Source organism: Photobacterium swingsii (assembly GCF_024346715.1).
GTDB lineage: Bacteria > Pseudomonadota > Gammaproteobacteria > Enterobacterales > Vibrionaceae > Photobacterium > Photobacterium swingsii.
Map to the genome: position 1 here is coordinate 1,304,826 of NZ_AP024853.1, position 22,709 is coordinate 1,327,534.

16 protein-coding genes are annotated in these 22,709 nt (G+C 44.1%); 7 read left to right on the forward strand and 9 right to left on the reverse strand.

Annotation, left to right across the window (positions count from 1 at the left end; genetic code table 11):
- Positions 1–7: 7 nt before the first annotated feature.
- On the reverse strand, positions 8–2,212 hold the full coding sequence (locus tag OCU77_RS23020) for a TonB-dependent hemoglobin/transferrin/lactoferrin family receptor (protein ID WP_107302547.1): 2,205 nt from the start codon (positions 2,210–2,212) through the stop codon (positions 8–10).
- A gap of 83 nt (positions 2,213–2,295) precedes the next feature.
- Positions 2,296–4,488 (reverse strand): prolyl oligopeptidase family serine peptidase, encoded by a 2,193-nt coding sequence (locus tag OCU77_RS23025; RefSeq protein WP_107302546.1) that lies wholly within the window; start codon positions 4,486–4,488, stop codon positions 2,296–2,298.
- 370 nt (positions 4,489–4,858) lie between these two features.
- Here OCU77_RS23025 and OCU77_RS23030 point away from each other — a divergent pair, with 370 nt between their 5' ends.
- Together OCU77_RS23030 and OCU77_RS23035 are read left to right on the forward strand one after the other, a co-directional pair.
- Positions 4,859–6,172, forward strand: a complete 1,314-nt coding sequence (locus tag OCU77_RS23030; protein WP_048897642.1) for an anaerobic C4-dicarboxylate transporter family protein — start codon at positions 4,859–4,861, stop codon at positions 6,170–6,172.
- Positions 6,173–6,275: 103 nt separating this feature from the next.
- Positions 6,276–6,623, forward strand: a complete 348-nt coding sequence (locus OCU77_RS23035) for a hypothetical protein (RefSeq protein WP_146156696.1) — start codon at positions 6,276–6,278, stop codon at positions 6,621–6,623.
- Positions 6,624–7,771: 1,148 nt separating this feature from the next.
- On the opposite strand, the gene OCU77_RS23040 is transcribed toward OCU77_RS23035, so the two are convergent.
- Positions 7,772–10,621 carry an FAD-binding and (Fe-S)-binding domain-containing protein gene (locus OCU77_RS23040; RefSeq protein WP_107302544.1) on the reverse strand — a complete coding sequence of 950 codons (2,850 nt, stop codon included), beginning with the start codon at positions 10,619–10,621 and terminating at the stop codon, positions 7,772–7,774.
- Between the two features lie 200 nt (positions 10,622–10,821).
- Between OCU77_RS23040 and OCU77_RS23045 the strand changes: the two genes are divergently transcribed.
- Positions 10,822–11,724, forward strand: a complete 903-nt coding sequence (locus OCU77_RS23045; RefSeq protein WP_048897641.1) for a LysR family transcriptional regulator — start codon at positions 10,822–10,824, stop codon at positions 11,722–11,724.
- Between the two features lie 119 nt (positions 11,725–11,843).
- Here OCU77_RS23045 and OCU77_RS23050 read toward each other — a convergent pair whose 3' ends face one another.
- Positions 11,844–13,535: an L-lactate permease gene (locus OCU77_RS23050; RefSeq protein WP_107302543.1), complete on the reverse strand. Its 1,692-nt coding sequence runs from the start codon at positions 13,533–13,535 to the stop codon at positions 11,844–11,846.
- A 717-nt stretch (positions 13,536–14,252) separates the two neighbouring features.
- Between OCU77_RS23050 and OCU77_RS23055 the strand changes: the two genes are divergently transcribed.
- The gene (locus OCU77_RS23055; protein WP_048897341.1) at positions 14,253–15,815 is read left to right on the forward strand and encodes a long-chain-fatty-acid--CoA ligase; all 1,563 of its coding nucleotides are present in this window, start codon (positions 14,253–14,255) and stop codon (positions 15,813–15,815) included.
- An 87-nt stretch (positions 15,816–15,902) separates the two neighbouring features.
- Here OCU77_RS23055 and OCU77_RS23060 read toward each other — a convergent pair whose 3' ends face one another.
- Together OCU77_RS23060 and OCU77_RS23065 are read right to left on the reverse strand one after the other, a co-directional pair.
- On the reverse strand, positions 15,903–16,259 hold the full coding sequence (locus OCU77_RS23060; RefSeq protein ID WP_107302542.1) for a YibL family ribosome-associated protein: 357 nt from the start codon (positions 16,257–16,259) through the stop codon (positions 15,903–15,905).
- A gap of 198 nt (positions 16,260–16,457) precedes the next feature.
- Positions 16,458–17,240, reverse strand: coding sequence for an AraC family transcriptional regulator (locus tag OCU77_RS23065; RefSeq protein ID WP_048897339.1), 783 nt, complete (start codon positions 17,238–17,240; stop codon positions 16,458–16,460).
- A gap of 109 nt (positions 17,241–17,349) precedes the next feature.
- On the opposite strand from OCU77_RS23065, the gene OCU77_RS23070 reads away from it, so the two are divergent.
- The 3 genes from OCU77_RS23070 (at position 17,350) to OCU77_RS23080 (ending at position 20,125) form a co-directional block, all read left to right on the forward strand.
- Positions 17,350–18,495, forward strand: a complete 1,146-nt coding sequence (locus OCU77_RS23070) for a multidrug effflux MFS transporter (protein WP_048897338.1) — start codon at positions 17,350–17,352, stop codon at positions 18,493–18,495.
- A gap of 125 nt (positions 18,496–18,620) precedes the next feature.
- A complete protein-coding gene (locus OCU77_RS23075; RefSeq protein ID WP_048897337.1) occupies positions 18,621–19,004 on the forward strand; it encodes a SpoIIAA family protein in 384 nt (127 codons plus the stop codon).
- Positions 19,005–19,246: 242 nt separating this feature from the next.
- Entirely contained in the window at positions 19,247–20,125 is an 879-nt protein-coding gene (locus OCU77_RS23080) for a 6-carboxytetrahydropterin synthase (RefSeq protein WP_048897639.1), read from the forward strand.
- Positions 20,126–20,223: 98 nt separating this feature from the next.
- Here OCU77_RS23080 and OCU77_RS23085 read toward each other — a convergent pair whose 3' ends face one another.
- The 3 genes from OCU77_RS23085 to cspE all read right to left on the reverse strand — a co-directional run bounded on the left by OCU77_RS23085 (position 20,224) and on the right by cspE (position 22,422).
- The gene (locus OCU77_RS23085) at positions 20,224–21,156 is read right to left on the reverse strand and encodes a dienelactone hydrolase family protein (protein ID WP_084711687.1); all 933 of its coding nucleotides are present in this window, start codon (positions 21,154–21,156) and stop codon (positions 20,224–20,226) included.
- A gap of 108 nt (positions 21,157–21,264) precedes the next feature.
- Positions 21,265–21,996, reverse strand: a complete 732-nt coding sequence (locus OCU77_RS23090) for a MipA/OmpV family protein (RefSeq protein ID WP_048897335.1) — start codon at positions 21,994–21,996, stop codon at positions 21,265–21,267.
- 222 nt (positions 21,997–22,218) lie between these two features.
- Entirely contained in the window at positions 22,219–22,422 is a 204-nt protein-coding gene (gene cspE, locus OCU77_RS23095) for a transcription antiterminator/RNA stability regulator CspE (RefSeq protein ID WP_048897334.1), read from the reverse strand.
- Positions 22,423–22,709: the final 287 nt, after the last annotated feature.

Sequence of the window (22,709 nt, forward strand, 5' to 3'; positions counted from 1 at the left end):
TCCATCCTTAGAATTGATAAGTAGCATTGATGTTGAAATAACGTCCTGGCTCGGTTGAATAGGACTTAGAGTCTTCGCCAATGCCTGCCACATCTTGGTAGCGGATGTATTCTTTGTTGAATGCATTGATCAAGGTGGCATATAAGGTGAAGTTGTCGCCGACTTGGTAGCTCGCGCCGAGATCCAGCGAAGCCCAGTTACCGGTCGTCGCACATGGGATTTGCATCTCGACGTTGTTGTAACATTTAGGGGTGCGATCCATTGGCATTGCTGCGGCGAAATTCAAGCGTGAGAAAGCGGTAATATTTTCTACGCTATAATCAAGCTGGATGTTGCCTTCTAATGGGGTCAGGGTACGAATTGGCTCGCCATTACCGTCTTTACCATCGACGAGGCCTAGCTTGCCAGACAGCTTGAATGCTTCTGTTAGCTGGTAAGCTGACGACAGCTCAAAACCGTAGGTTTTCACCCCTTCTAAGTTTTGGTATTGGAATAGCCAGTGCGTTTTATCCGCGGCTTGGCCAATCATTTTTTGTTCAATGAAGTTTTTAAATTTGGTGTAGAAGACAGCGGCATACAGCGAGAATCGACCGTCATCATATTTACTGCCTAGTTCAATGTTATCGCTCGTTTCTTGTTTAAGCTCCGAGTTCGGGATGATGATAAAAGGTTTCAACGGGTTAAACAGGTGCGGCACATAACCATAGGTTTTGTCGTACGCTGGTGCTCTAAAGCCGTGTGAGTAGCTCAGGTAGCTGTTGAGTGCAGGCGTAAATTGATAAGCCACTGAGAGGCTAGGAGATACTTCACTGCTATTATTTTCATAGATCTGCATGCCACCTATATTGGCATCACCTGTTGGGCTTAGCTGTTGGCGGTCATAGCGAACCCCTGGCGTGATAGTCCAGTCTTGCCACTTAATTTGATCGTGAATAAATACGGCAGCAGTCAGCATGGTGGCATCAGCAAAAGAATCTTTGATTAAGCCAGTTGTACCTCGCCAGTCGTAGATGTTTTTGTTGATCGGGCGCTTATATTTATTTTGTTCAAACTGTACCCCCCAAGCGACTTGGTGCTCGGTGTTATCAGACAGTTGAAAATCTTTGGTTTGATCGGCAGAGAAACCTAATAAGGTGTCTTTGTAGAGGCGCTGTTCAACCTGACGACGCTTCTCAGTAATGCCTTGATGTTCACGTTGCATAAAGACATCTTTATAAGTGTCACTGGTTGTTTCTCGGTAGTAGGCTTTTATATCGGCATGATCAAACAAGCGGTTATTCAGACTATCGATTTCTGTGCCCACTTGCGCATCAAAACTGGTGCTTTTACCATTTTCGTAATACTGCTTCGCTTCCCAGCGCCCATCTTCTTGCACGGGTGCCATACCATCGTCACGTTTCATTGTCTCTTTGTAGTAAGACACTGTGCCTTTAAGCATCACGAGATCGTTTAAGAAGTAGTTGTGGGTAAAGTCAGTGCTGTAGCCTTCAAGTTCACGATCGTAGAGGTCGCGATTATAGTTACGTGTTTCACCGCCTCGCCAGCCTGATAGCAGCAGCAAACTTTCATGATCGCCAAAACGTTGCGCTATCGTTGTGCTGAGTTTTTGCTTATCGCTGATCCCGGCATAGCTTGCACTTGCCTCATAATGGCTGTCTTTCGTGCCTAAATAATCGCCCGGTTGTTTTGTGGTTACCACTACCACGCCACCAATAGCGCCAGAGCCGTAAAGTGAGGAGCCGGCACCTTTAATCACTTCAATCTGCTTGACGTTAGAGAGGTCAAAACTATTACGGCCTGCGATGTCATTTAAGTCTGCTGCCCCATAGCCATCACCGACTTTGACACCATTTTTGATGATCGCAATACGGTTACCAGTCATACCTCGAATGGTAATATTTTGTGGTCGTCCTGCACCGCCTGTTACGCTGACACCTGGCTCATGGTTCAGTGCATCATACAGTTCAGTTGCGCCTTCTCGCTTTATTTGATCATTGGTGATAACGGCTACCGAACCGCTGGTTTTTGATAGCGGCTGTTCGATTTTTGTCGCTGTCACTATGACGGTTTCCATCTGGGTGATGTCCGTCGACATGTTATTTTCATTAGCGTGAATGGGTGGATTTTCAACCGATTCTGCCGCTGAATCTGAAGCATAGGCGTGCGAAGCCAATCCGCTGAGGACAGCGAAGGCAATGGGATGTAGTTTCATGTTGTTATTCTCTAACTAGGCGTAGTTTTATTGGTGTAATGGTCTAACGAGATCGTGTATTTAAATCGGTGACTACCGAGCGATTATTCTTGTTTCGATCGATGAGTGTCTGTTGACGATAATGCTTGCTCGCTGAGCCCTAATAAAAATGCATACTCCATCGCTTGGGCTGCCTGTGCGGTGCGCCGATTTTTTTGATGACCCGCATTAAAATCAGTCGTGAGTAAATAAGGATTATTCACCGTGCTTTGTTGTTGTAGTTTGGCCACAAATTTAGCCCCTTCCCAATAAGGAACTTGGCTGTCGTGCAAGCCTATTCGCACTAACATTGGTGGGTAAGCTTGTGCACTAACATTGTCGTACGGGCTGTAGGTTTCCATGACTTTGCGATCACTGGCTTTGGCGGGGTTACCCCATTCTTGATACTCTTGCTGAGTAAGGGGAAGCGAGGGATCTGCCATGGTATTGATCACATCAACAAAGGGCGCCTGTAGTACCGCGCCGCGGAAAAGTGAGGGTTGAGCATTGATCGCCGCTGCCACCAGCGTGCCACCAGCACTGCCCCCGATAGTCAAAATGTCGCGCTTAATAGATGTTTTCGCCTGTGCTGGCGAAGCACCGTAGGAGCTTGTTCGCGATGTGTCACGACTTGGCACATAGCGTTGCATCACTTCCGCGGTGGCAAGGAAATCTTTAATGCCATTGGGTTTATTTATTCCCTTGCCCGCTTGATACCAAGCATCACCCAAGTACCCACCGCCACGAACGTGTGCTATCGCATAAATCGCTCCTTGATCCAGTAGGCTAATCACCTGTGGCATAAAGTAAGGTTTCATTGGCGTGCCGTATGCGCCATAACCATAAAGAAACACTGGGCTATCAGGGCTCACTTTATCGTTTCGGTAGGCTAATGAGACTGGCACACTAACACCATTGGCACTCACCGTAATTTGGGTTGAGGTGTAGTTGCTAGGCGTGATCGTCGGGTAGCTGTCTTGCGATAGCAATCGTTCTTTACCTGTTTCGATATTAAATTCCGACCACCTTGGTGGGGTTGTCATCGACATCGAGCGGATACGAACGAGGTTACTGGCTGCGTCGCCATTGTTGGATAACCACGCGACTTTGCCATTCGCAGATAATGGACGGCGGAATGTTTCATCGCCATCATTGTTAATTACCAGCAAAGTGTCTTTGCCTTGCTGGGTCAGAACCAGCGCAATACCGGCTTCAAAAACATACCAGTTTTTGATTTCTGTTTGCGGCTCTGGGATGAACAAAGGTGCAAGTGATTGAATGTTCGAGCCCAGCTTTCCTTGGTATAAACCAAAACGACCTTGATGATTGCTCAGACTGAGGATTTGTTGACCCTGGATATCGCTATAGTACTCATTACCAGGAGTACGCTTTTGCAAGCTGGTCTGTAGTTCACCTGTATGGGTGTTTAGTAGTTGTTGCTGGCTGGTATTGTGATTATTACTTTGAATAATCGCGTATTTTTTATTGCTGGTTTGATAACTTGATAGTAACCACGCCGGATCCGTTTCTTCGAGTAACACATCTACTTTTTGAGGAGCGGATAATTGGGTTTTGACGAGTTGATAAGGACGGTATGTACCTGCTTCATTTGCGATGGCATAGAGGGTGTCATTGTCATCTCCCCAGATCAGCTCTGTACTTACATGATTGATAAGGGCATAAGCCTGCTGGGTGTGAGTGTCAATTACGGTCACAGTGTAATTACGATCACCACGCACATCTTCTGTAACAGCAATGAAGCGTTTATTTGGGCTAAGTAACCAGCTACCTAGAGAGTAGTAATCAGATTGAGCTGCACGCTGAGTCAGGTTGAAGACAATCCGTTCTTTTGAATCTTCAGCAGCTTGATGGATTGGCTGTTCAACCAACACGCGTGAATTGTCACGTGTCTCAAATCGATATTTTACATCGCCGCGAATAAGCCAAGGTTTTTCCGCCTTTTGAGGGGCATTATTCTGCCACTCATTCAAGAGTTGTTGTTGCAGCGCCGTTTGTTTTGTTAGAAAGCGAGCGGCTTGTTGATTGTGTTCCGTGAGAAAATGTCGCACTTTTTCAGACTGACGAGAGTCATCTCTCAACCACGAAAATGCATCTGTAGACTGAGGCAATAAAGTGGAGCCTTGTTGTGTTGAACTCGCTGCATTCGCTCTGGATTCAGGATGTTGTGCTGTTTCTGGTGTTGAAAAAGCAGACACAGAAAAGCTCGAAATAAGGAGATACAGGGCACTACGCTTCATTGTTTGTCTTCTTGCATTTTGGATGTAGCAGAAAGTCGCTACGTGAAAAGGAGGGAATAATGCGCTCAAATAGAAATGAGATCAATTATCATTTCTATTAATTTGTATGTTTTTATGACTTGTGTAGTATTTTCAACCAATTTAATCCTTTTTTGCTGCTATATGGCGCTGCCCCCTCGCTGTTGAAGCACACAAATGTATGTATTCAATTAATTTTAATGCGCTTAATTTGATAGTGCTCAATAACCATGCAAATAGCATGGTTGAATAACTATTTGTGTGATGAATGCTAAATTGTCGCTGTGATGAAATCAGTATCATGCCCGCAGAATTTTGTACTGGTTTAAATTTTATCATCAGGGAGATTGATGTGTTTTTAGTTGAATTTTTAATTGTACTTGGCTGTATTTTGATCGGTGCGCGCATCGGGGGGATTGGTCTGGGTGTCATGGGTGGTGTCGGCCTAGCAATACTGAGCTTTGTGTTTGGTATGCAGCCAACAAGTCCACCGATTGACGTAATGTTAATGATCATGGCGGTAGTGGCGGCGGCGGCATCTATGCAAGCAGCAGGCGGTTTAGATTACTTAATCAAAATTGCTTCAAACATTTTACGTAAAAACCCTCGCCAAATTACCTTCATTGCACCATTAGTGACTTATGTTTTCACCATGATGGCAGGGACAGGGCATGTTGCTTATTCAGTATTACCTGTTATTGCTGAAGTGAGTCGTCGTAGTGGTATTCGTCCTGAACGTCCACTTGGCATGGCGGTTATCGCATCACAATTTGCGATTGTTGCTAGCCCAATTGCGGCAGCCGTTGTTGCTTTGGTGGCTTTCCTTGAACCACAAGGTATTACACTTGCTAATGTATTGATGGTAACTATCCCTGCGACTTTCCTTGGGTTAGCAGCAGCGTGTGTGATTGTTAATAAGCTAGGTAAAGAGCTTAAAGACGATCCAGAATATCAACGTCGTCTTCAAGATCCTGCATTCCGTGCTGAAATGGAACAGGAAGTAAAAGTTGAAGAGCTTGAAATCAAACCAGAAGCAACGCGCGCGGTATCACTGTTCTTATTTGGTTCTTTGGCTGTGGTAATCATGGGTGCCTTCCCGTCATTACGTCCAAGTTTCGATGGTCAGGTTATGGGCATGGCACACACGATTGAAATCGTGATGCTATCGATTGCGGCCTTGATTATTTTGATTTGTAAACCAGACGGCTACGCGATTACGCAAGGTTCTGTGTTCCATGCTGGTATGCGCGCTATCGTCGCTATCTTTGGTATCGCATGGTTAGGCGACACCTTAATCGGTGGTCACGGCGACATGGTAAAAGAAGCAGTATCAGGTTTAGTGGAAGTTGCGCCATGGACGTTCGCATTTGCACTCTTTGGTTTATCTGTGATGGTAAACAGTCAAGGTGCAACCACAGCGGTATTAGTACCGGTCGCGATTGCATTAGGCCTTCCACCATCAGTGATCATTGCAACTTTCGTTGCGGTTAACGGTTACTTCTTCATTCCAAACTACGGCCCAATCATCGCATCTATCGACTTTGACCGTACAGGTACCACTAACATTGGTAAATATATCTTTAACCACAGCTTTATGATCCCAGGTTTGCTGAGCATGATTTTCAGTATCATCTTTGGTTTCATTTTTGCTGGTATCGTGATGTAAACTTTTACTAATACACAGGCAATATATACAAATCAGCCCCGCTATTGCGGGGCTTTTTGCTATATCTTAAAACTCAAAATTTTGCTAGTGAGATGATTTATAAATGGTAAGGTTGATGTGTTTATTGCTTTGTTTAACTTCTTTTACAGTTAGTTCTAATATCGTTATTATTAATCAAGGATTACTAAAGAAAACCTTTAATTGTAATGACAAAAATAAGAGTGTTTGTTTTATTGGTGCTGAATTATATTCAGAATATGATATTTACATATTCAATTTTTCAATGAAAGTGAAAGACTCAGACTCAGACTCAGACTCAGACTCAGACTCAGACTCAGACTTAATGAATATGAAAGAGCATATTAGAGAAACATTAAAGCCTATGCTTGGTATTTTAAATGTTAATGCTGCAAGCTTTTATAATAATGAAAGATTTAGTTTATGGCTCTAAGTTTGATCTTAATAATGCAATTGTTGGTGCTAATTATAATGAAGAAAAGTACACTGAAGTAGCCTAGGTGAAAAAGGAGAGAATGTAATGTTATTTACTGATGTGAAAAATATTGATGTAGTGCCAGCAACTCTATTAATTGATAGGTGTGAAAACATTAAGTCTTCTATTGGTGGTCTGACTCCAAGGTTCAAAATATTATATTGTGACTATGATGTGAATTTAAAGTAGTTTCACATCCTATACGTATGCACTCTTTTACGGCGGCGGGTAAGATCGCGAACGTTTAATGAACAATTCAAATCGATTTGTCCCGTAGATCTGTTTATGATCTTACACTCCCTTTTGTGGAGTCATACAGTTATCAGCAACGTTTTCACCCTGCGTTTTTCTACCATCGAAGACACCCGTTAATTAGTCAAGATTAGTTAGTTATTTATTATTTGATGTGCTGTTCCTCACTATTATGTTTTTCGTAGTCATTGGGGGATCGAGAACAAACTACACTGGGTCTTAGTGGGCATATTTTAAGTGATTAGTAATTTTACGCGAGAAATTATGAGTTTATTTAGAGATTTTTTATTTTTTATTTACAATGCTTTTTCCATGTCATTCAGGATTCTCGTTATTTTGTTTTTTGCGGTTATGGCTTTTACTTTGATTGACTTTGTTACATTAGAGGAAGCTAAGCCATTTGAATATTATGTTAATTTGTATGTTATTTTGTCTGTATTAGCAATATTCGGAACGTTCTCATGGGTGATACATATGTTTTTTAAGCATTTTTTCAGAATAAAAAGACTGGAAAAGTATCATAGAGATGATATGAGTGACTAATTTTTTTGCTTGCTAATATAGTTAACCTTTTTATGGTTAACTATATTGTGGTTTTGTTTTTATTTGTTGGTTTTTTACGAAAAAATAATTCTATTGAGTGGTTTTCTGGCTTATTTCTCTTTAGACATTGTGATCTTGTAGATTGTGTTAGGGGGAGCTTTACAAGGCATACTTTTTCAATTGAAATCTTCCTGATAGTAGTTTACCAACTTGCGCACTTTACACTGTAAATAAAAACGCTCAGGGGCTGTTAGCCTTGCTGAGCGTTTTGGTTTGTTGCGGATGTTTGCTTACGTAGTAAGCGCTAAATTTTAGTCTGTTTGGCTAACTGCAGATGCTTGGCTTACCTTATCCACTAAATACAATATCGAGCGGTATTCAATGCCACTGTGTTCTGATAAGCCTATCTCACAGGTACGGCTGTTTGAATAGCCTTCATTGCAGTTTCTTGGTACTTGGGCTTTCAACGGCGCAAGGGCTGAGGCATTGAGCTCTGGCGTGGTAAAACCTTTATCACCGGCAAAGCCACAACACAGAATATCTTCGGGAATAATCACTTGTTTAGCACAAGCTTCTGTCACCTTTTGCATCACACCGGCTAAGCCACTACGGCGAGATGTACAGGTAATATGCAGCATTACCGGTTCATCTTGTGGCGTAATGTCGAGCTTAGGCAGCACAAAATCTGCCACAAACTTAAATGGTTCTAGAATGGTAATGCCTTGGCGCATGGTTTCTTTACTCAGGCTGGCGCACGGGCTGGTATCCATTAATACCGGCAGCTTACCTTGCTCTGAGATTTGCCATAAACTGTTTTCTAGCTCTTGCGCTTTATTGGCTGCTGTGTCGACAAAGCCTTTGCTCTTATACGGCATACCACAGCACAAGTTGTCGAGTTTATTCGGTAATACAACCTCGTAACCTGCTTTTTCTAGTAGTGAAATGGTCACTTCCGCTAATGGACGCGCATCGGCTGCATTTTTCTCGGTGCCCATGTTACGTGAGGCACAGCTAGGGAAGTAGACGACTTTCTCTTTACCAATTGCAAAGATGGTCGGTGCTTTCATTTTCCCTGCTGAACGTGGCATGTGCTCTGTCCACAATGGCAGTTTTTCACCACTTAACTTATGTGCGGTTTTGCTCATTGCTTTCATGCCTTTGGTGCCAATCACAGAGTGGACACTATTCACCACACCCAAGCTCATTTTGGTTGTTTTGGTGATGGTCGAGAAATGCTCGGCAGTCCAACGCGCAATAGACTTAGCCATTGGCGAGTGCTGCTGGCGCAGTTTGCGCATTAGGTCGCCCGTATTGATGCCGACAGGGCAGCGGTCGGCACAAAGCCCTGTCGCTGCGCATGTATCGACCCCTTGATATTGGAAGGCTTTTTCCATTTCAGCCAGTCGGGCTGGATCTTCTTCAGTGCGACGTAATCGACTGATTTCACGGAACACGGTATTACGCTGGCGAGGCGTCAGCGACAGGTTGCGCGATGGACACACGGGTTCACAAAAGCCACATTCAATGCATTTGTCGATCAGGGTATCTGCCGCAGGCATAGCTTTGAGGTCTTTGACGTGGGCTTGGTGATCGTCATTAATGATCACTCCTGGGTTTAAAATACCCGTCACATCAAAAATCTGCTTAATACGTTGCATCAGTGCAAAGCCAGCTTGTCCCCACTCTAATTCAACGTAGGGAGCCATGTTACGGCCAGTACCATGCTCAGCTTTTAGTGAGCCTTGGTAATCCACGGCAACTAATTGGGCAACGGCATCCATAAAGTCGCTGTAGCGCTGAATCTCTTCTTGGCTATCGAATGCTTGTGTAAAGACAAAGTGTAAGTTGCCCGCTAGGGCATGGCCAAAGATGATGGCTTCGTGATAGTGATAACGGGTAAATAATTGTTGGAGCTCACGTACTGCGGGCGCCAGTTGCTCGATTGGGAATGCGACATCTTCAATGATCACCGTGGTACCTGTTTCACGGACGGCACCGACAGCTGGGAATAAGCCTTTACGAATAGCCCAAAGCTGTGCACATACCGTGGTATCGGTACTGAATGCCACTTGGTGCATTGGAGAAAATTGATTAATTAGTGCAGTAATTTCAGCATCTTGTTGTGCAAGGTCGGTGTTATCTTCTCCGTGGATTTCAACTAATAATGCGGCAGCTTCGGTATTGCCTTCTTGCCCTAGCTGGGCGATGAAATCAGGCATGCCGGGTTCATTGGCTACCGATGCTAATGCGCGGCTATCCATTAGCTCAACAGCTGCTGCGGTGGTTTTACTTAGCTCACTCACCGCACGGCAGGTGGTTTCAATATCTTTGAATACATACAGGCCTGACGCCTTGTGGGCGTGATCAATCACTGTGTTGTAGGTGATGTCGGCAATGAAGCCGAGTGTACCTTCCGAACCGATAAAGAGGTGCTGCAAAATATCAATCGGATCGCTGTAATCGGTTAACGAGTTAAGGCTATAGCCTGTGGTATTTTTTAAGCGATACTTATGGCGGATTTTATCGGCCAGCTCTTTATTTTCTTGGCAAACTGAGGCCAATTCAGCTAAATCGTTAAGTAACTCAGCATGAGAGTGTTGGAAGGCATGGCGGCTATCAGCATTGAGGGTATCTAATACTGTACCGTCGGCTAATACTACTGTCATGCCCGCTAAGGTTTTATAGCTGTTTTGTGCGGTACCACAGCACATACCTGATGCGTTATTTGCTGCAATACCGCCAATTTTACAGGTATTGATAGAAGCGGGATCTGGCCCGATTTTACGACCATGTGGCGCGAGAAGTTTATTGGCTTCCGCTCCTATAATACCGGGCTGCAACGTGATTTGGTGGGCATCTTCACTGATTTTATAATTACGCCAGTTATTGGTCAGCGTAATTAAGACGGAATCTGATAATGCTTGGCCCGATAGGCTGGTGCCTGCTGCGCGAAAGGTGACAGGAATAGTGAGTGCATAGCAGGCTTTGATCGCCGCAACGACTTCATCGAGTGAGTCTAGCTGCAAAATGATTTTTGGCACTAAGCGGTAAAAACTGGCATCAGTACCATATGCCAAAGTCAGGGTTGGATCGGTAATTATCCGCTGCGCGTCAACGGTATCTTTTAATTGTTCTATGAGTGTTGTGTAGGGATGTTGCATGTTCTATTGCTCCATGGCCTTAACTGCCTTAAACAGACTGACAGGAAATGCGAGTGGGATTAATTATGGTCCGCTTGGCCCTTTAAGGCTTCTTATTTAGCGAAAGATCGACTTACTATCATATTTAACATTTTAATAGCATTCCTTTGGTTGATATACTGCTACCAATACATAAGTTTGTTGCAAAAAGTGTACTAATGATGCGAAGCACAGATGATTTCCTGATTTTTTTCCATTTAATTGAGCAAGGCTCGTTCAGTAAAGCAGCGGATCTTGTTGGTTTGACCAAGTCGGTGGTCAGTAAGCGGATAACTCGATTAGAGCAAGAGCTTGGCGTGCAGCTCATTTATCGAACCACCCGAAAGCTGACATTAACCGAAGCAGGAGAGGTGTTTTTCAGCCACGCTAGAGAGGTGTATTACTCGGTACAGAATGCTGAGCAAGCCATGAGTGGGTTAGGAGAAAGCCTGACGGGGACGATTAGGATCAGCGTGCCGACTATTTCAGGGGAGTTGATACTGCCAAAGGCTATTGCTGAGTTTAGCGCTAAGTACCCTGACATTCATATTGATATGGACTTGGACAACCGCTTTGTTGATATTGTGGCGGAAGGATTTGATTTAGCGATTCGTACGGGGGCTCTGCCTGACTCCAGTTTTATTGCGCGGCGGTTAGTCGATGCTCACTGGGTGATCTGCGGTGCCCCCGATTATTTTGCGCGTTGTGGCATTCCTAAAGCCCCTTCTGAGCTCATACAGCATAATTGTTTAGCGTATAGCTACCAAGAAACGGGCGCTCAAGAATGGTTGTTCAAAGGTGCTGATAAGCCCTGTACGGTTAAGGTGAATGGTAATTTCACCACCAATAATGCATCAGCTCTGCGTCGAGCAGCTCTCTTTGGTCAAGGCTTGGTGTATGTTCCGAAAGTGCTAGTGGCGGAAGATTTAAAAGCCGGTACTTTGATTGAAGTGTTGCAGGAACAGGTTGCGAAGTGCTTAGGGATTTATGCGATTTATCCGTATACACGCCACCAACCTATTAAGGTTAAGCTATTTATTGAGCATTTATACCAGTGTTATCAAAAGCACCTCGAAAAGTTTTAGTGCTGTAAAAGACAGGCAGAAAAGCAAAAAGCGAAATGGGTAACCTGATCATGAATCAGCCCATTTCGCTTTTTTATGTGGCGGGGTTTACGGCCTGGTTAAGGTACTCACCTTGTCCGTTAAACCACTGTACTCATAATGGCAGCGACAATCCCGTAGGCAATCATAGGGATAACGGTACGTTTAATGATATAGCCTTCTTTATTGGCGATACCTAAAATAGTCGAAACCGCGATAATATTGTTAATACACACCATGTTACCCATAGCGCCCCCCACAGATTGCAGAGCTAGAATCGTTGTTTGAGGCAGCCCCACATTCAAGGCAATTGTTTGCTGGATTGCACCGAAAGTCAGGTTAGAAACGGTTGCTGAGCCTGAGAAGAATGCGCCAAGAGCCCCCAAATACGCTCCCACATACTGCCAGCTTGTGCCCATTAAATCAGAGAAGGCTTGACCCGTTGTCATGATTGGCGAGTTTTCACCACCCGTCATCATCAATTTCACCATGATTAGCGCACCAACCAAGGCGATAAATGGCATCTTGATACGGCTGGCGGTTTCAGAAAACATCTGCTTAACGATATTACCTTGTAGTTTGAACAATGGAATTGAAATTAACACCACTAATAAGAAAGGGATCAACGCGGGTACATAAAGCGTTTTATACGCCCAAGTAACATCAGTGCCTAGGATATGGCTGAGTTTTAGAATTAACGCTTTACTTAAACTGAAATCCCCCAAAGGTCCGAATGATACGGTAAAGAGTTCAGTGCTATCAGTCAGCATGGATTTAATACCGAGTTGCTTAATGCGCGTCACGATAAGAATGGCAATCAGCAGGATCGTCGGCGTCATTGCTTTCAATATTTGGCCTGTAGAAACAGCTTGATTGTCTGGTTGTGATTGCTTGCTAGTCCCTGAGGTTGTTGCTTGTGACGACATTGATGTCATGTTCATTGAGACAGCGTCACCCAGTGCTGCTGCTTCACCGGCGACTGCCGTTTTTGCCACCTTCTGCTCTGCTGTTGCGAGTCCGAGCCCAAAGCGTGCCACCACCACAGACATGATAAGGCCTATCGCACCACCGACTAACGCTGGGAACTCGTAATTCCACTGTGCCAATAGGAAATAAGGCACTGTACATGACAAAGTACTGATCAGCACGAATAGGTAGTTCTTACGAATTTCCCCCCAACTCACGATAAAGCGTAGGGCCATAGGTGGAATAATGAATGCTGCGACAAAGTGAATAAGCGCAGTAATTTTTCCGGTTTCAAGCAGGGTAGCATCATCTAAGCCAAGGTTAGAGAAGCCAAACCAAGTTGGAGTGCCAACCGCGCCAAATGAGACGGGAACCGAGTTCATCACCAAGGCGAGCATAGCAACTTTCAATGGGTTAAAACCTAAGCCAACTAAAATAGGCGCAGCAATCGCGGCTGGGGTACCAAAGCCTGACGCCCCTTCAATCATGAAAGCGAATGCCCAGCCAATGATCATCAACTGTGCAACTTGGTTTTTACTGATCCCTTCCAGCCAACGACGAATAATGTCTTCAGAGCCAGATAGGTAAATCATTCGGTTTAATAGAATAGCGCCAGCAACAATGGAAATTGGGGTGATAGCAGAAAGGATACCAGCAATGATGTTGGCGCTAATTAATGTGAAATCAGTATTGAAATAAAACAATTGCAACAAGCCAACCATCAAAGCGGTGATAGGCAGGGCAATGTGCGAGGGTAAGCCGTTTTTCTTGGTCATCATCCATATCAAAATGACGATGGGCATAACGGATAAAAATAGGGATGTCATGTTTTTACACTCCATGTGCTTGGCCAGCGGATTACCTAGCGGATAGATAAATGCCTTGGTGTAGCGGCCTTATTTATAATTATGTTGTTTGGGTTACAGGCTGTATTTAGAAAAGTAATTTTCTGTTAGCTGTTTTTTGTGGGGAAGACATTCTACGGCTGAAAAAACGTATGGCTATGCCTCTTTTTTGCTGGGTAATTACCTTATGAGCGATAAGGTTTAATGTTAATGAATGTTTTAAAATATGATCACGCTTACGAAGCCATATAAAACAAGGGTGTAACAACTGATTAATCGATATTGTAAGGCGGGGATTATGCGATGGCAGGAAACAGTGATTTTCGATATATCCATTAATAAAGTAAGTGAATTTGATGGTGTGCGGGCCAAAGATGGCTAATCACTTGATAGTACAAAGCTAATTGATTTTATTTTTGGCGTAACTTAACAACTTATTCCGTGGAAATATGATTTAAAGGGTTGTTTTTGTAATTTAATTACAGCGCTTATTAAGGGGTGAATAACGAGTAGAAAGGGTTACTTATGGTTGAAAGAGCGAATAGCGAATGTTGATCACAAATAATTAACATTTATTGAGGGTAGATTGACTTTGAATCTGCGACTGACTATCTATTGAGCATGGGATTAAACGCAGGTATTAAACGAGTGTTTAATTGCTACTAAACATAATGCAATCAAGGATGAAGGTGTAACGTTATGATGAGTCTTGCTGCCGCCCTACAGCGAAATGCGCAATGTAAACCGAATAAAACGGCCATTATTTGTGGCGATACCCAGCTTACCTATGCGCAGTTTGATGCGTTGGCTGGCCAAGTCGCGAATGGATTAGTAGCTAAAGGCTTGCAAGCAGGTGATCGTGTTGCTTTGAGCTGCCCCAATGTACCTTTCTTTCCTATTGTGTATTACGGCATCCAGAAAGCGGGTGGTGTGGTGGTGCCGCTTAACGTGCTATTACGTCAACGAGAAATTAAATATCACCTTGAAGACTCACAAGCTAAATTTTTCTTCTGTTTTGAAGGCACCCCTGATCTGCCTATGGCGCAAGAAGGCATTGCAGCGTTCAATCAAGTGGCGGAATGTGAAGATATGGTGGTCATGACGCTTGAGCAAAACCAGCAGGTCTATAACGGTATACCGACACTTAGCAGCTTTATTGCCAAGCAAGCACCGCTTGCTGATTATGTGCCACGGCAGGAAGGTGACACTTGCGTTGTCCTTTATACTTCAGGGACCACAGGGTTACCTAAAGGGGCCGAATTAAGCCAAAGTAACATGGTATGTAATGCTTTAGTGGCGCAAACATTGATGGGATGCCAAGGTGATGATGTTCAGTTAGTGACCTTGCCTTTGTTCCATACCTTTGGTCAAACAGTACAGATGAATGCTTCGGTCTTAATGGGGGCAAGTATGGTGCTTGTGCCTCGTTTTGAACCAAGTGTAGTTCTGTCACTGATTGCTAAACATAAAGTGACTGCCTTTGCGGGCGTCCCTACTATGTATATTGGTTTGAACCATTGCCAAAGCGATGAAGACACATCGACATTACGTATTGCGATTAGTGGTGGTGCCTCGTTACCAAAAGAAGTTATTCATACCTTTGAAAGTCGTTTCGATGTGCCAATTTTAGAGGGATATGGCTTGTCGGAAACCAGCCCTGTTGCTTGTTTTAATCACCTTGATCAACCGCGTATTCCGGGGTCTGTTGGCCAACCTATCCAAGGTGTCGAAGTCCGTCTAGTCGATATTAGCGGTCAGCCTGTTCCTGTGGGTAAAGAAGGCGAAGTGGTGATTCGGGGCCATAATGTGATGAAAGGGTATTTGAACCGCCCAGAGGCAACAGACGAAGCGATGCGTGATGGTTGGTTCCATACCGGTGATATCGGCCGTTTCGATGATAATGGCAATATGTACATTGTCGATCGTGTTAAAGACTTAATTATTCGCGGTGGGTTTAATGTTTATCCTCGTGAGATTGAAGAAGTCTTTATGACCCATCCTGCTATCGCTATGGTTGCTGTGATTGGTATTCCAAATGCGGAGTATGGCGAAGAAATCAAGGCATACGTGGTATTGAAAGAAGATGCCTATGCTGAAGAAACAGCTTTGTATGAGTGGGGTAAAGAACAGTTTGCGGCGTTTAAATATCCACGTAGCGTCGAGATCCGCCAGCAACTGCCTATGAGTGCAACTGGCAAAATTCTGAAAAAAGACCTTAAAGCAGAAGTGGCGGCACAACAGCAGAAAGCGACTTGCGATTAAGGTTTAATCGTTAGGTGATATACACAGGCAATAAAAAACGCGGCGCACTTTAATGCGCCGCGTTTTTTTAATGGGATCTAAAGAGGCTTAGAATGGTTTATTTGCAAAACCAGTCACTTCTTTAATTTTCATTTCACGACCAATTGCCGTCATAGGGTGAACGACAACTAAACCTTTGACAGATTTCTTTAGTTTACCCATATCCGCTTGTTCTGCTTTGGTCAAAGCGCGGTTAAATGGCATTGATTTAATGTCGTTACCTTTGTCGTTTGCTTGACGTGACTGGATGTTCTTGATGCTGTCACGTTGTTTTTCAAGCTTAGCAACTTCATTTTTGAATTGATTCACGACTGGCTGATCGTTACGACTTTTTGCTGCTGCTAGTTTATTGCGGCACTTGTCTAGTCGGTTATTCAAATTTTGAAGTTCTTGCTTTAAATTCATCTTGTTACCTTTAGGTGTACATAGCGATACAGCCCAACAGTTGGTGATAAGACCATGGCTGTTGTGTGTTATTGCGCAAAGTATAACAGCTAGAGCAAACATGCTGCTAAATAAATCACATATTTATAGCCATGCGTGCTATCGCGCCTGCTTATTGGCTAGTGCCTTATCACTTACGGCTCTCTCACTATCATCAATTTAGCGTATGAACTGGCTTGGCGTTTCGCCGATGTGTTGGCGGAAAAAGCTGATAAAAGCACTGTCACTCGAAAAATCCAATAAAGAAGCTGTGTCAGAGACAGATTTACCTTCGGCTAAATATTCGATAGCAGCAAGCAACCGCCATTGTTGCCGCCATTGCTGGTAAGGCATCCCCGTGTCACGACTAAAAATACGGCTGATGGTTTTCTCACTCGCGCCTATGTTTTTCGCCATGATGTTTAATGGCGGTGGCGGCACATGCTGACTACTTAAGTGTTGCCACCAAGGTACGAGCCGAGCATCTTTCGGGATCGGCAGAGATAAGTGCTCTGGTGGAGCGGATTGGAGCTCTTGCCAAAAAAGTGCTAGTAGCGTGGATTGATCTTGGCTTGGCATATCCCATGGCCAAAAAGCCATCCGCTCAATTAACGCGGCCAGTAAGTTATTCACACTCACGATCTTAATATGATCGAGATCCTCGATCTGGCAAAGATCGACATAAAGATCGGGAGAGAAATAGATCGAGCGGTAAGAAACAACATTGCGCATAACCGCACGGTGGCGAATACCTGGTGGGATCCATGCTGCGCGCGTTGGGGGTAATACACTTTGTTGTTGTTCTAGGTTAATGGTCATGCAGCCTTTGGGGGCAAACAAGAGTTGCGCCATTTGGTGCTGGTGGTGACCTGAATCATGTTGACCAACATCCGCAGCGATACCCACAACACTTGCAGCTAATGTGTCGGGGTTGAAGGGGACATTACCTGTAATTAACGCCATAAGAGGATGTCCTTATTTTGATGTATTTTGTTCTAATGATTGTAACTAGACATTTAGGTGTTAGCTATAGTGATAACCATCAGATGAGCAAATGAAACGGTACAAACTAATGACAAGTAAACCTAGCACATGGTTAATGGTGCTACTCATGATGTTTCCTCAAGTAATCGAAACTATCTATAGCCCAGTACTGCCACATATAGCGGCGACTTTTTCCGTGGCGCAAACGACAGCGGCACAAACATTATCAGTTTACTTTATTGCGTTTGCTTTGGGTGTACTGTGCTGGGGGATATTAGCGGACCTGATTGGACGCCGTTCAGCGATGTTACTCGGTTTGGTAACCTATGGTGTAGGCGCAGGATTGGCCATTATTGCACCTAACTTTGAAGTGTTATTAGGGGCACGTGTGGTCTCTGCTTTTGGGGCTGCTGTTGGCTCTGTTGTGGCTCAAACTATGCTACGTGATAGCTATGATGGGGCTGATCTAGCCAAGCTATTCTCAATTATGGGGGCAGGAATCGCAGTAAGCCCTGTGATTGGCTTGTTTAGTGGTGGCTGGCTCGCCACTCTAGGGGGACATGTTTTGGTGTTTGGCTCTCTATTGGGGCTTGCCGTTGTCTTATTGACGCTCAGCGCAATATTTTTGCCAGAAACGCAAGTGCAGCAAGCGGTTTCAGAGCCGGAGGTGGGGGCGCGCTTGAGCTTGCTCGATATTGCTAAAACGATGGTTGTTGATAAGCGACTTTGGTTGAATTCAGCATTGATCGCGCTATTTAATATCATGCTGTTCAGCTATTACTCATTAGCGCCCTTTGCTTTTCAGCGTCTTGGTTTTACTTCTGTTGACTTTGGCTATAGTGGGATTGTGTTGGCCGTTGGCTGTTTTATTGGCAGCCTTTTAAATAAGCGACTTCATGCTAAAAAAGTCGCAGCGGAACAATTAGTTTTTATGGCTTCCGTTGCCGCTTTAGCTGGTGGATGCGGTGTGTGGCTGTTGCAAGATAGCATTGGCTTCTTACTACCAATGATGCTGGTGGTGATAAGTTTTGGTATCGCAATTCCTAATATTTTAAGTCAAGCCTTAGTGAATTATAAGCAAGTAGCAGGAACAGCGGGGGCACTCTTTGGCTTGAGTTACTATTTATTATTAGGTTTAGGGTTAGCACTTTCTGGTTGGTGGCAACATTTGGGGAGTGTGCTATGTCTCGCAAGTGCTGTCGCTTGCTGCTTGGCCTATCAGGTACGCCGTTAATCTTGGGTGCTGTTTTACTAGCGCTTGTGGTTTATTTTGATGCTTTAATCTCCTTTCAGGTGCCGATAAAGCCGCTACACTCAGGTAGAGAAAAATAAACGATTGCCAACACGAAGGAGGTTGCTATGTCGGTTGTTCACGGTTTAGCAATGGATATCGAACGTAAAGATGATTCTTTTTTTATTGAGTTAAAAGCCACAGGCACGCTGACTCATGCCGATTATGAAAAAATAGTCCCTATTTTGGATGAAGCCTTGGCTGAAGTGGAAAAGCCAATCGTCGACGCCTATTTTGACGGGACTGAATTTGAAGGTTGGGAGCTCCAAGCCGCATGGGATGATTTACGGTTGGGGCTGAAACACGGTAAGAAATTTCATCGTATTGCTATTTACGGCAATCAGCATTGGCAAGAGATCATGGCGAAAGTGGGGGGCTGGTTTGTGGCTGGGGAGGTTCGCTATTTTGATGATCCGCTTGATGCATTGGCGTGGTTACGAGGTGCGACATAGCCGCATAGCTGTCGTGATAACTGTGTTGAACTTGTAAGAGTAAGCATTAGCGTTTTTTTATTGCATGTGATGAGTTATATAAGCACGATAAATAGTCGAATTAACCATCATTCAACCTATGATAGCCCTGTTGCTAAGCGAATGACGGGCATCACAATGTTTACATGGTTTACTCACTGTATTTGGCGCGTATAATGCCTGCTCTCAGCAAAACGACAACCATTATCAATAAGGACTTCAGTTTGAAGCTATTCGTTAAAGATCTTACCGTTATCGATGCCTCGTACCTCTGCGCAACGCGCGGTATGGTAGGGGAAAGCTGGATTCTGGATGTGGTGATGTCTGGTGAGCTAAATGAAATGAGCATGGTGTTAGATTTCAGCCGTGTGAAAAAGCAAATCAAACAGTTGGTTGATGAGTATGTTGATCATCGCCTGTTAGTGCCAATGCGTGATCCTTCTGTTCACCTTGCGACAACGAAAGAAGGTTACTCAACGCTTGATATGTTACGTGGCGAAAAGGGTATCCATTTACATTGTCCAGATGAAGCCTACTGCTTGGTAGATACAGAAACCATCACAGTAGAAACCGTGACAGAGCATGTTTATCAAGTGCTAAAAGATGAGTTGCCTGCTAACGTGCAAGGGCTAGAAATTACTTTGCGCCATGAAAATATTGACGGTGCTTTCTATCACTATACGCATGGTTTGAAAAAGCATGATGGTAACTGCCAACGTATTGCGCACGGTCACCGTTCTCCTGTTGAGCTATTGGTGAATGGCAAGCGTGATGCTGAGCGTGAACTGCAATGGGCTCAGCGCTGGCAAGATATCTACCTAGGGTCAATCGAAGATCAGATCAGTGTAGATGCACTTGCGTTAAGTCAGCATGCTCAGACAGTCACCGATGATACCCATTTTGGCTTCCGTTACACAGCTCCACAAGGTGAGTTTGAATTGGCGATTGCTCGCAGTGAAACAGAAATCCTCGATACAGACACAACCGTAGAATTACTTGCAGGCTATATAGCACAGCACGTGAAAGCGACCTTGAACGAGGATGATACTCTGGATGTCGTGGCTTACGAAGGTGTCGGTAAAGGCGCTATGGCTTCATTGTAAATAGCTTCACTGTAAGCTGTACTTATAAACGTATAAATATTGAAATCCCCATCACGAAAGTGGTGGGGGTTTTGTTTATACGATGTTAGTTCGTGAGTTTAACTGGCTGCGAGGTGCTTATGAAAGAAATCCATGGTTCGTTGCCATGCACGCTCAGCGTCTGGTTCGGCGTATCGTGCTGTGGAATCATTGTGAAAACCATGGTTCACATTTTGGTATAGATAGGCATGATACTGCGCCTTGATAGCTTTAAGATCGGCTTCGTAGTCTGGCCACGTTGCATTCACACGTTTATCTAAGCTGGCAAAGTGAAATTGCAGTGGCGCTTTAATTTGCTGACGCAGCGTTTTCTCTGGTGGCGTGCCATAAAAAGGCACTCCCGCATTCAAATCATCGGCCAATGTTGCTGCAAGCATATTGACCACATAGCCCCCAAAGCAAAAGCCGACAGCACCTAATTTCCCATTGCTGTTTGCATGTTCTTTGAGATATTGAGCTGCAGCGATAAAGTCTTGCTCGATCTTGGCCTTATCGAGGCTTTTTTGCATCTCTCTACCTTTATCATCATTGCCTGGGTAACCACCTAATGGATATAACGCATCGGGGGCAAACGCAATAAAGCCACGCTTTGCTGCGCGTCGAGCAACGTCTTTGATATAAGGGTTTAGGCCTCGGTTTTCATGTATCACTAGCACCACAGGTGCACTGTCAGGTAACGGGTTTGGCATAACAAGGTAGCCACGCCCTTCGCCGTGACCCTTAGGCGAGTCGAAGGTTGCATAACTGGCTACAATCTCTGGGTCATTAAACGAGACTTGCTCGGCATGCGCATAGTCAGGGAGTAATGCCTTCGTGAGTAAGGTCAGGTTCATCCCTACTATGGCTAAACCTGACAGCCGTGCCAGAAACTCCCGACGATCGATCAAACCATGGGCATATTCATCGTACCAATCGAATGCTTCCTGCGGGATAGGCTGAAGCGGCTGCGAGTCGACTGTTTGATTTTTGTGTTTATCTTGTGCGTTCATCATGAATCCCCGACAGATTTTAATAAAGCATAGCTACAAATTTTAGGGTTAGTGCAAGCAAGATAACCACAGCAAGACAAATTCCATTTTGCGAGGGGTAACCGACCAAGATTAAAATTTGTATGCCGCTCCCAAACTCCATTTCCAGCCAAGATTGTTTTGTACTAACGGGCTATTGCTGGCATGGTGTTCAAGTTCTAGCTTAGAGATCCCTAAGAATTTTTCAGAAAAGTCATATAACCCTATGACCCCCGTTTTGTAGACCCAAGATGCCTTGGCATCAAACTGGGTTAGCCCTGATGCATTCGATTCTTCTGGTGAGATACTGTAGAGGTGCTCTGAAAGTTTTCGATCTCGATAATTGATTTCAAAGTAGGGCGATAATACCAAGTCATCGATGGGGGTATCGAAAGCTCGTCCTAAATGTAGTTGGAGTTCATAGCCATTATGTTTGTCGGTTACATCATGGAGAAAGGTCAGGCGTGCGCCTAAAGTACCAAGTGTTACGCCTAATTCACCACTACTGTCACGATCAGCGATGCCATCGGGTAAGTCAGTAAAATCATTAGAGACCTGAGAAAGGCGGATATTCCCTGAAAGGCCAAACCAAGGGGTGATGGCAAAATTAGCCAGGCTGCCATCAATGAATCCATATTGACTGTGATGGAAAAGATACAGAGCTGCACCGGGTTTCGCGCCATCATTGGCAAATACAGACTCTTCAACAGCAGCACCGGCACCAACAAAGGTAAAGTCTTTAAACCTCTCCTGCGCATTGACGTTGGCTGAAAAGACGAAGATTGCGGAAAGTGTGCAAGGCCATAATGAAACCGTTTTAATCATAATATTTCTCCTTATTCACAGGAGTAGAAATGACTTAGGCTGAGTTTATTGCATTATTTTTAGAAAAAACGGTGTTGTGTTGCTTTAGTGATACAAACTGGCAAGCGCCAATGTGTTCTAGAGAAGAGAGAAAGAGTGCAGGGATTTCGTGGATGACAGGCATAAAAAATGCCGGCCTAGGGCCAGCATTTTAATAATCTTGGAAGTATTTAAACTTCTAAATTATAGCTTAACTACGTTAGCAGCTTGAAGACCTTTTTGGCCTTGCTCAGTTTCGAAAGAAACTTTTTGACCTTCAGCAAGAGTTTTGAAACCCTCTGAAGCGATAGCACGGAAGTGAACGAATACGTCAGCGCCGCCGTTGTCTTGAGTGATGAAACCGAAACCTTTCTCTTCGTTAAACCATTTTACGATGCCAGTAGACATGAATGTATCCTTTTGATATTAAAAACTCGCAATATGCGATTAGGTAGCCAAGTAAAAAATTACATATTTATGTAAAATTTATGACAGGGAAGACTTCATGACATTAACTGGTATAGCAGATGCAGCGAAGATTTCTTAAAGCATAATATTTATTACATTGAATAGGTCTGATTACAGGCCGAGAAGAATCATACCAATATATAGGGGATTGTCTAGCGTTATTTGATAGGAATTTTCCATTTTAAATCACATTATGATGAATTATTAAAATATTCTGTTGCACAGAA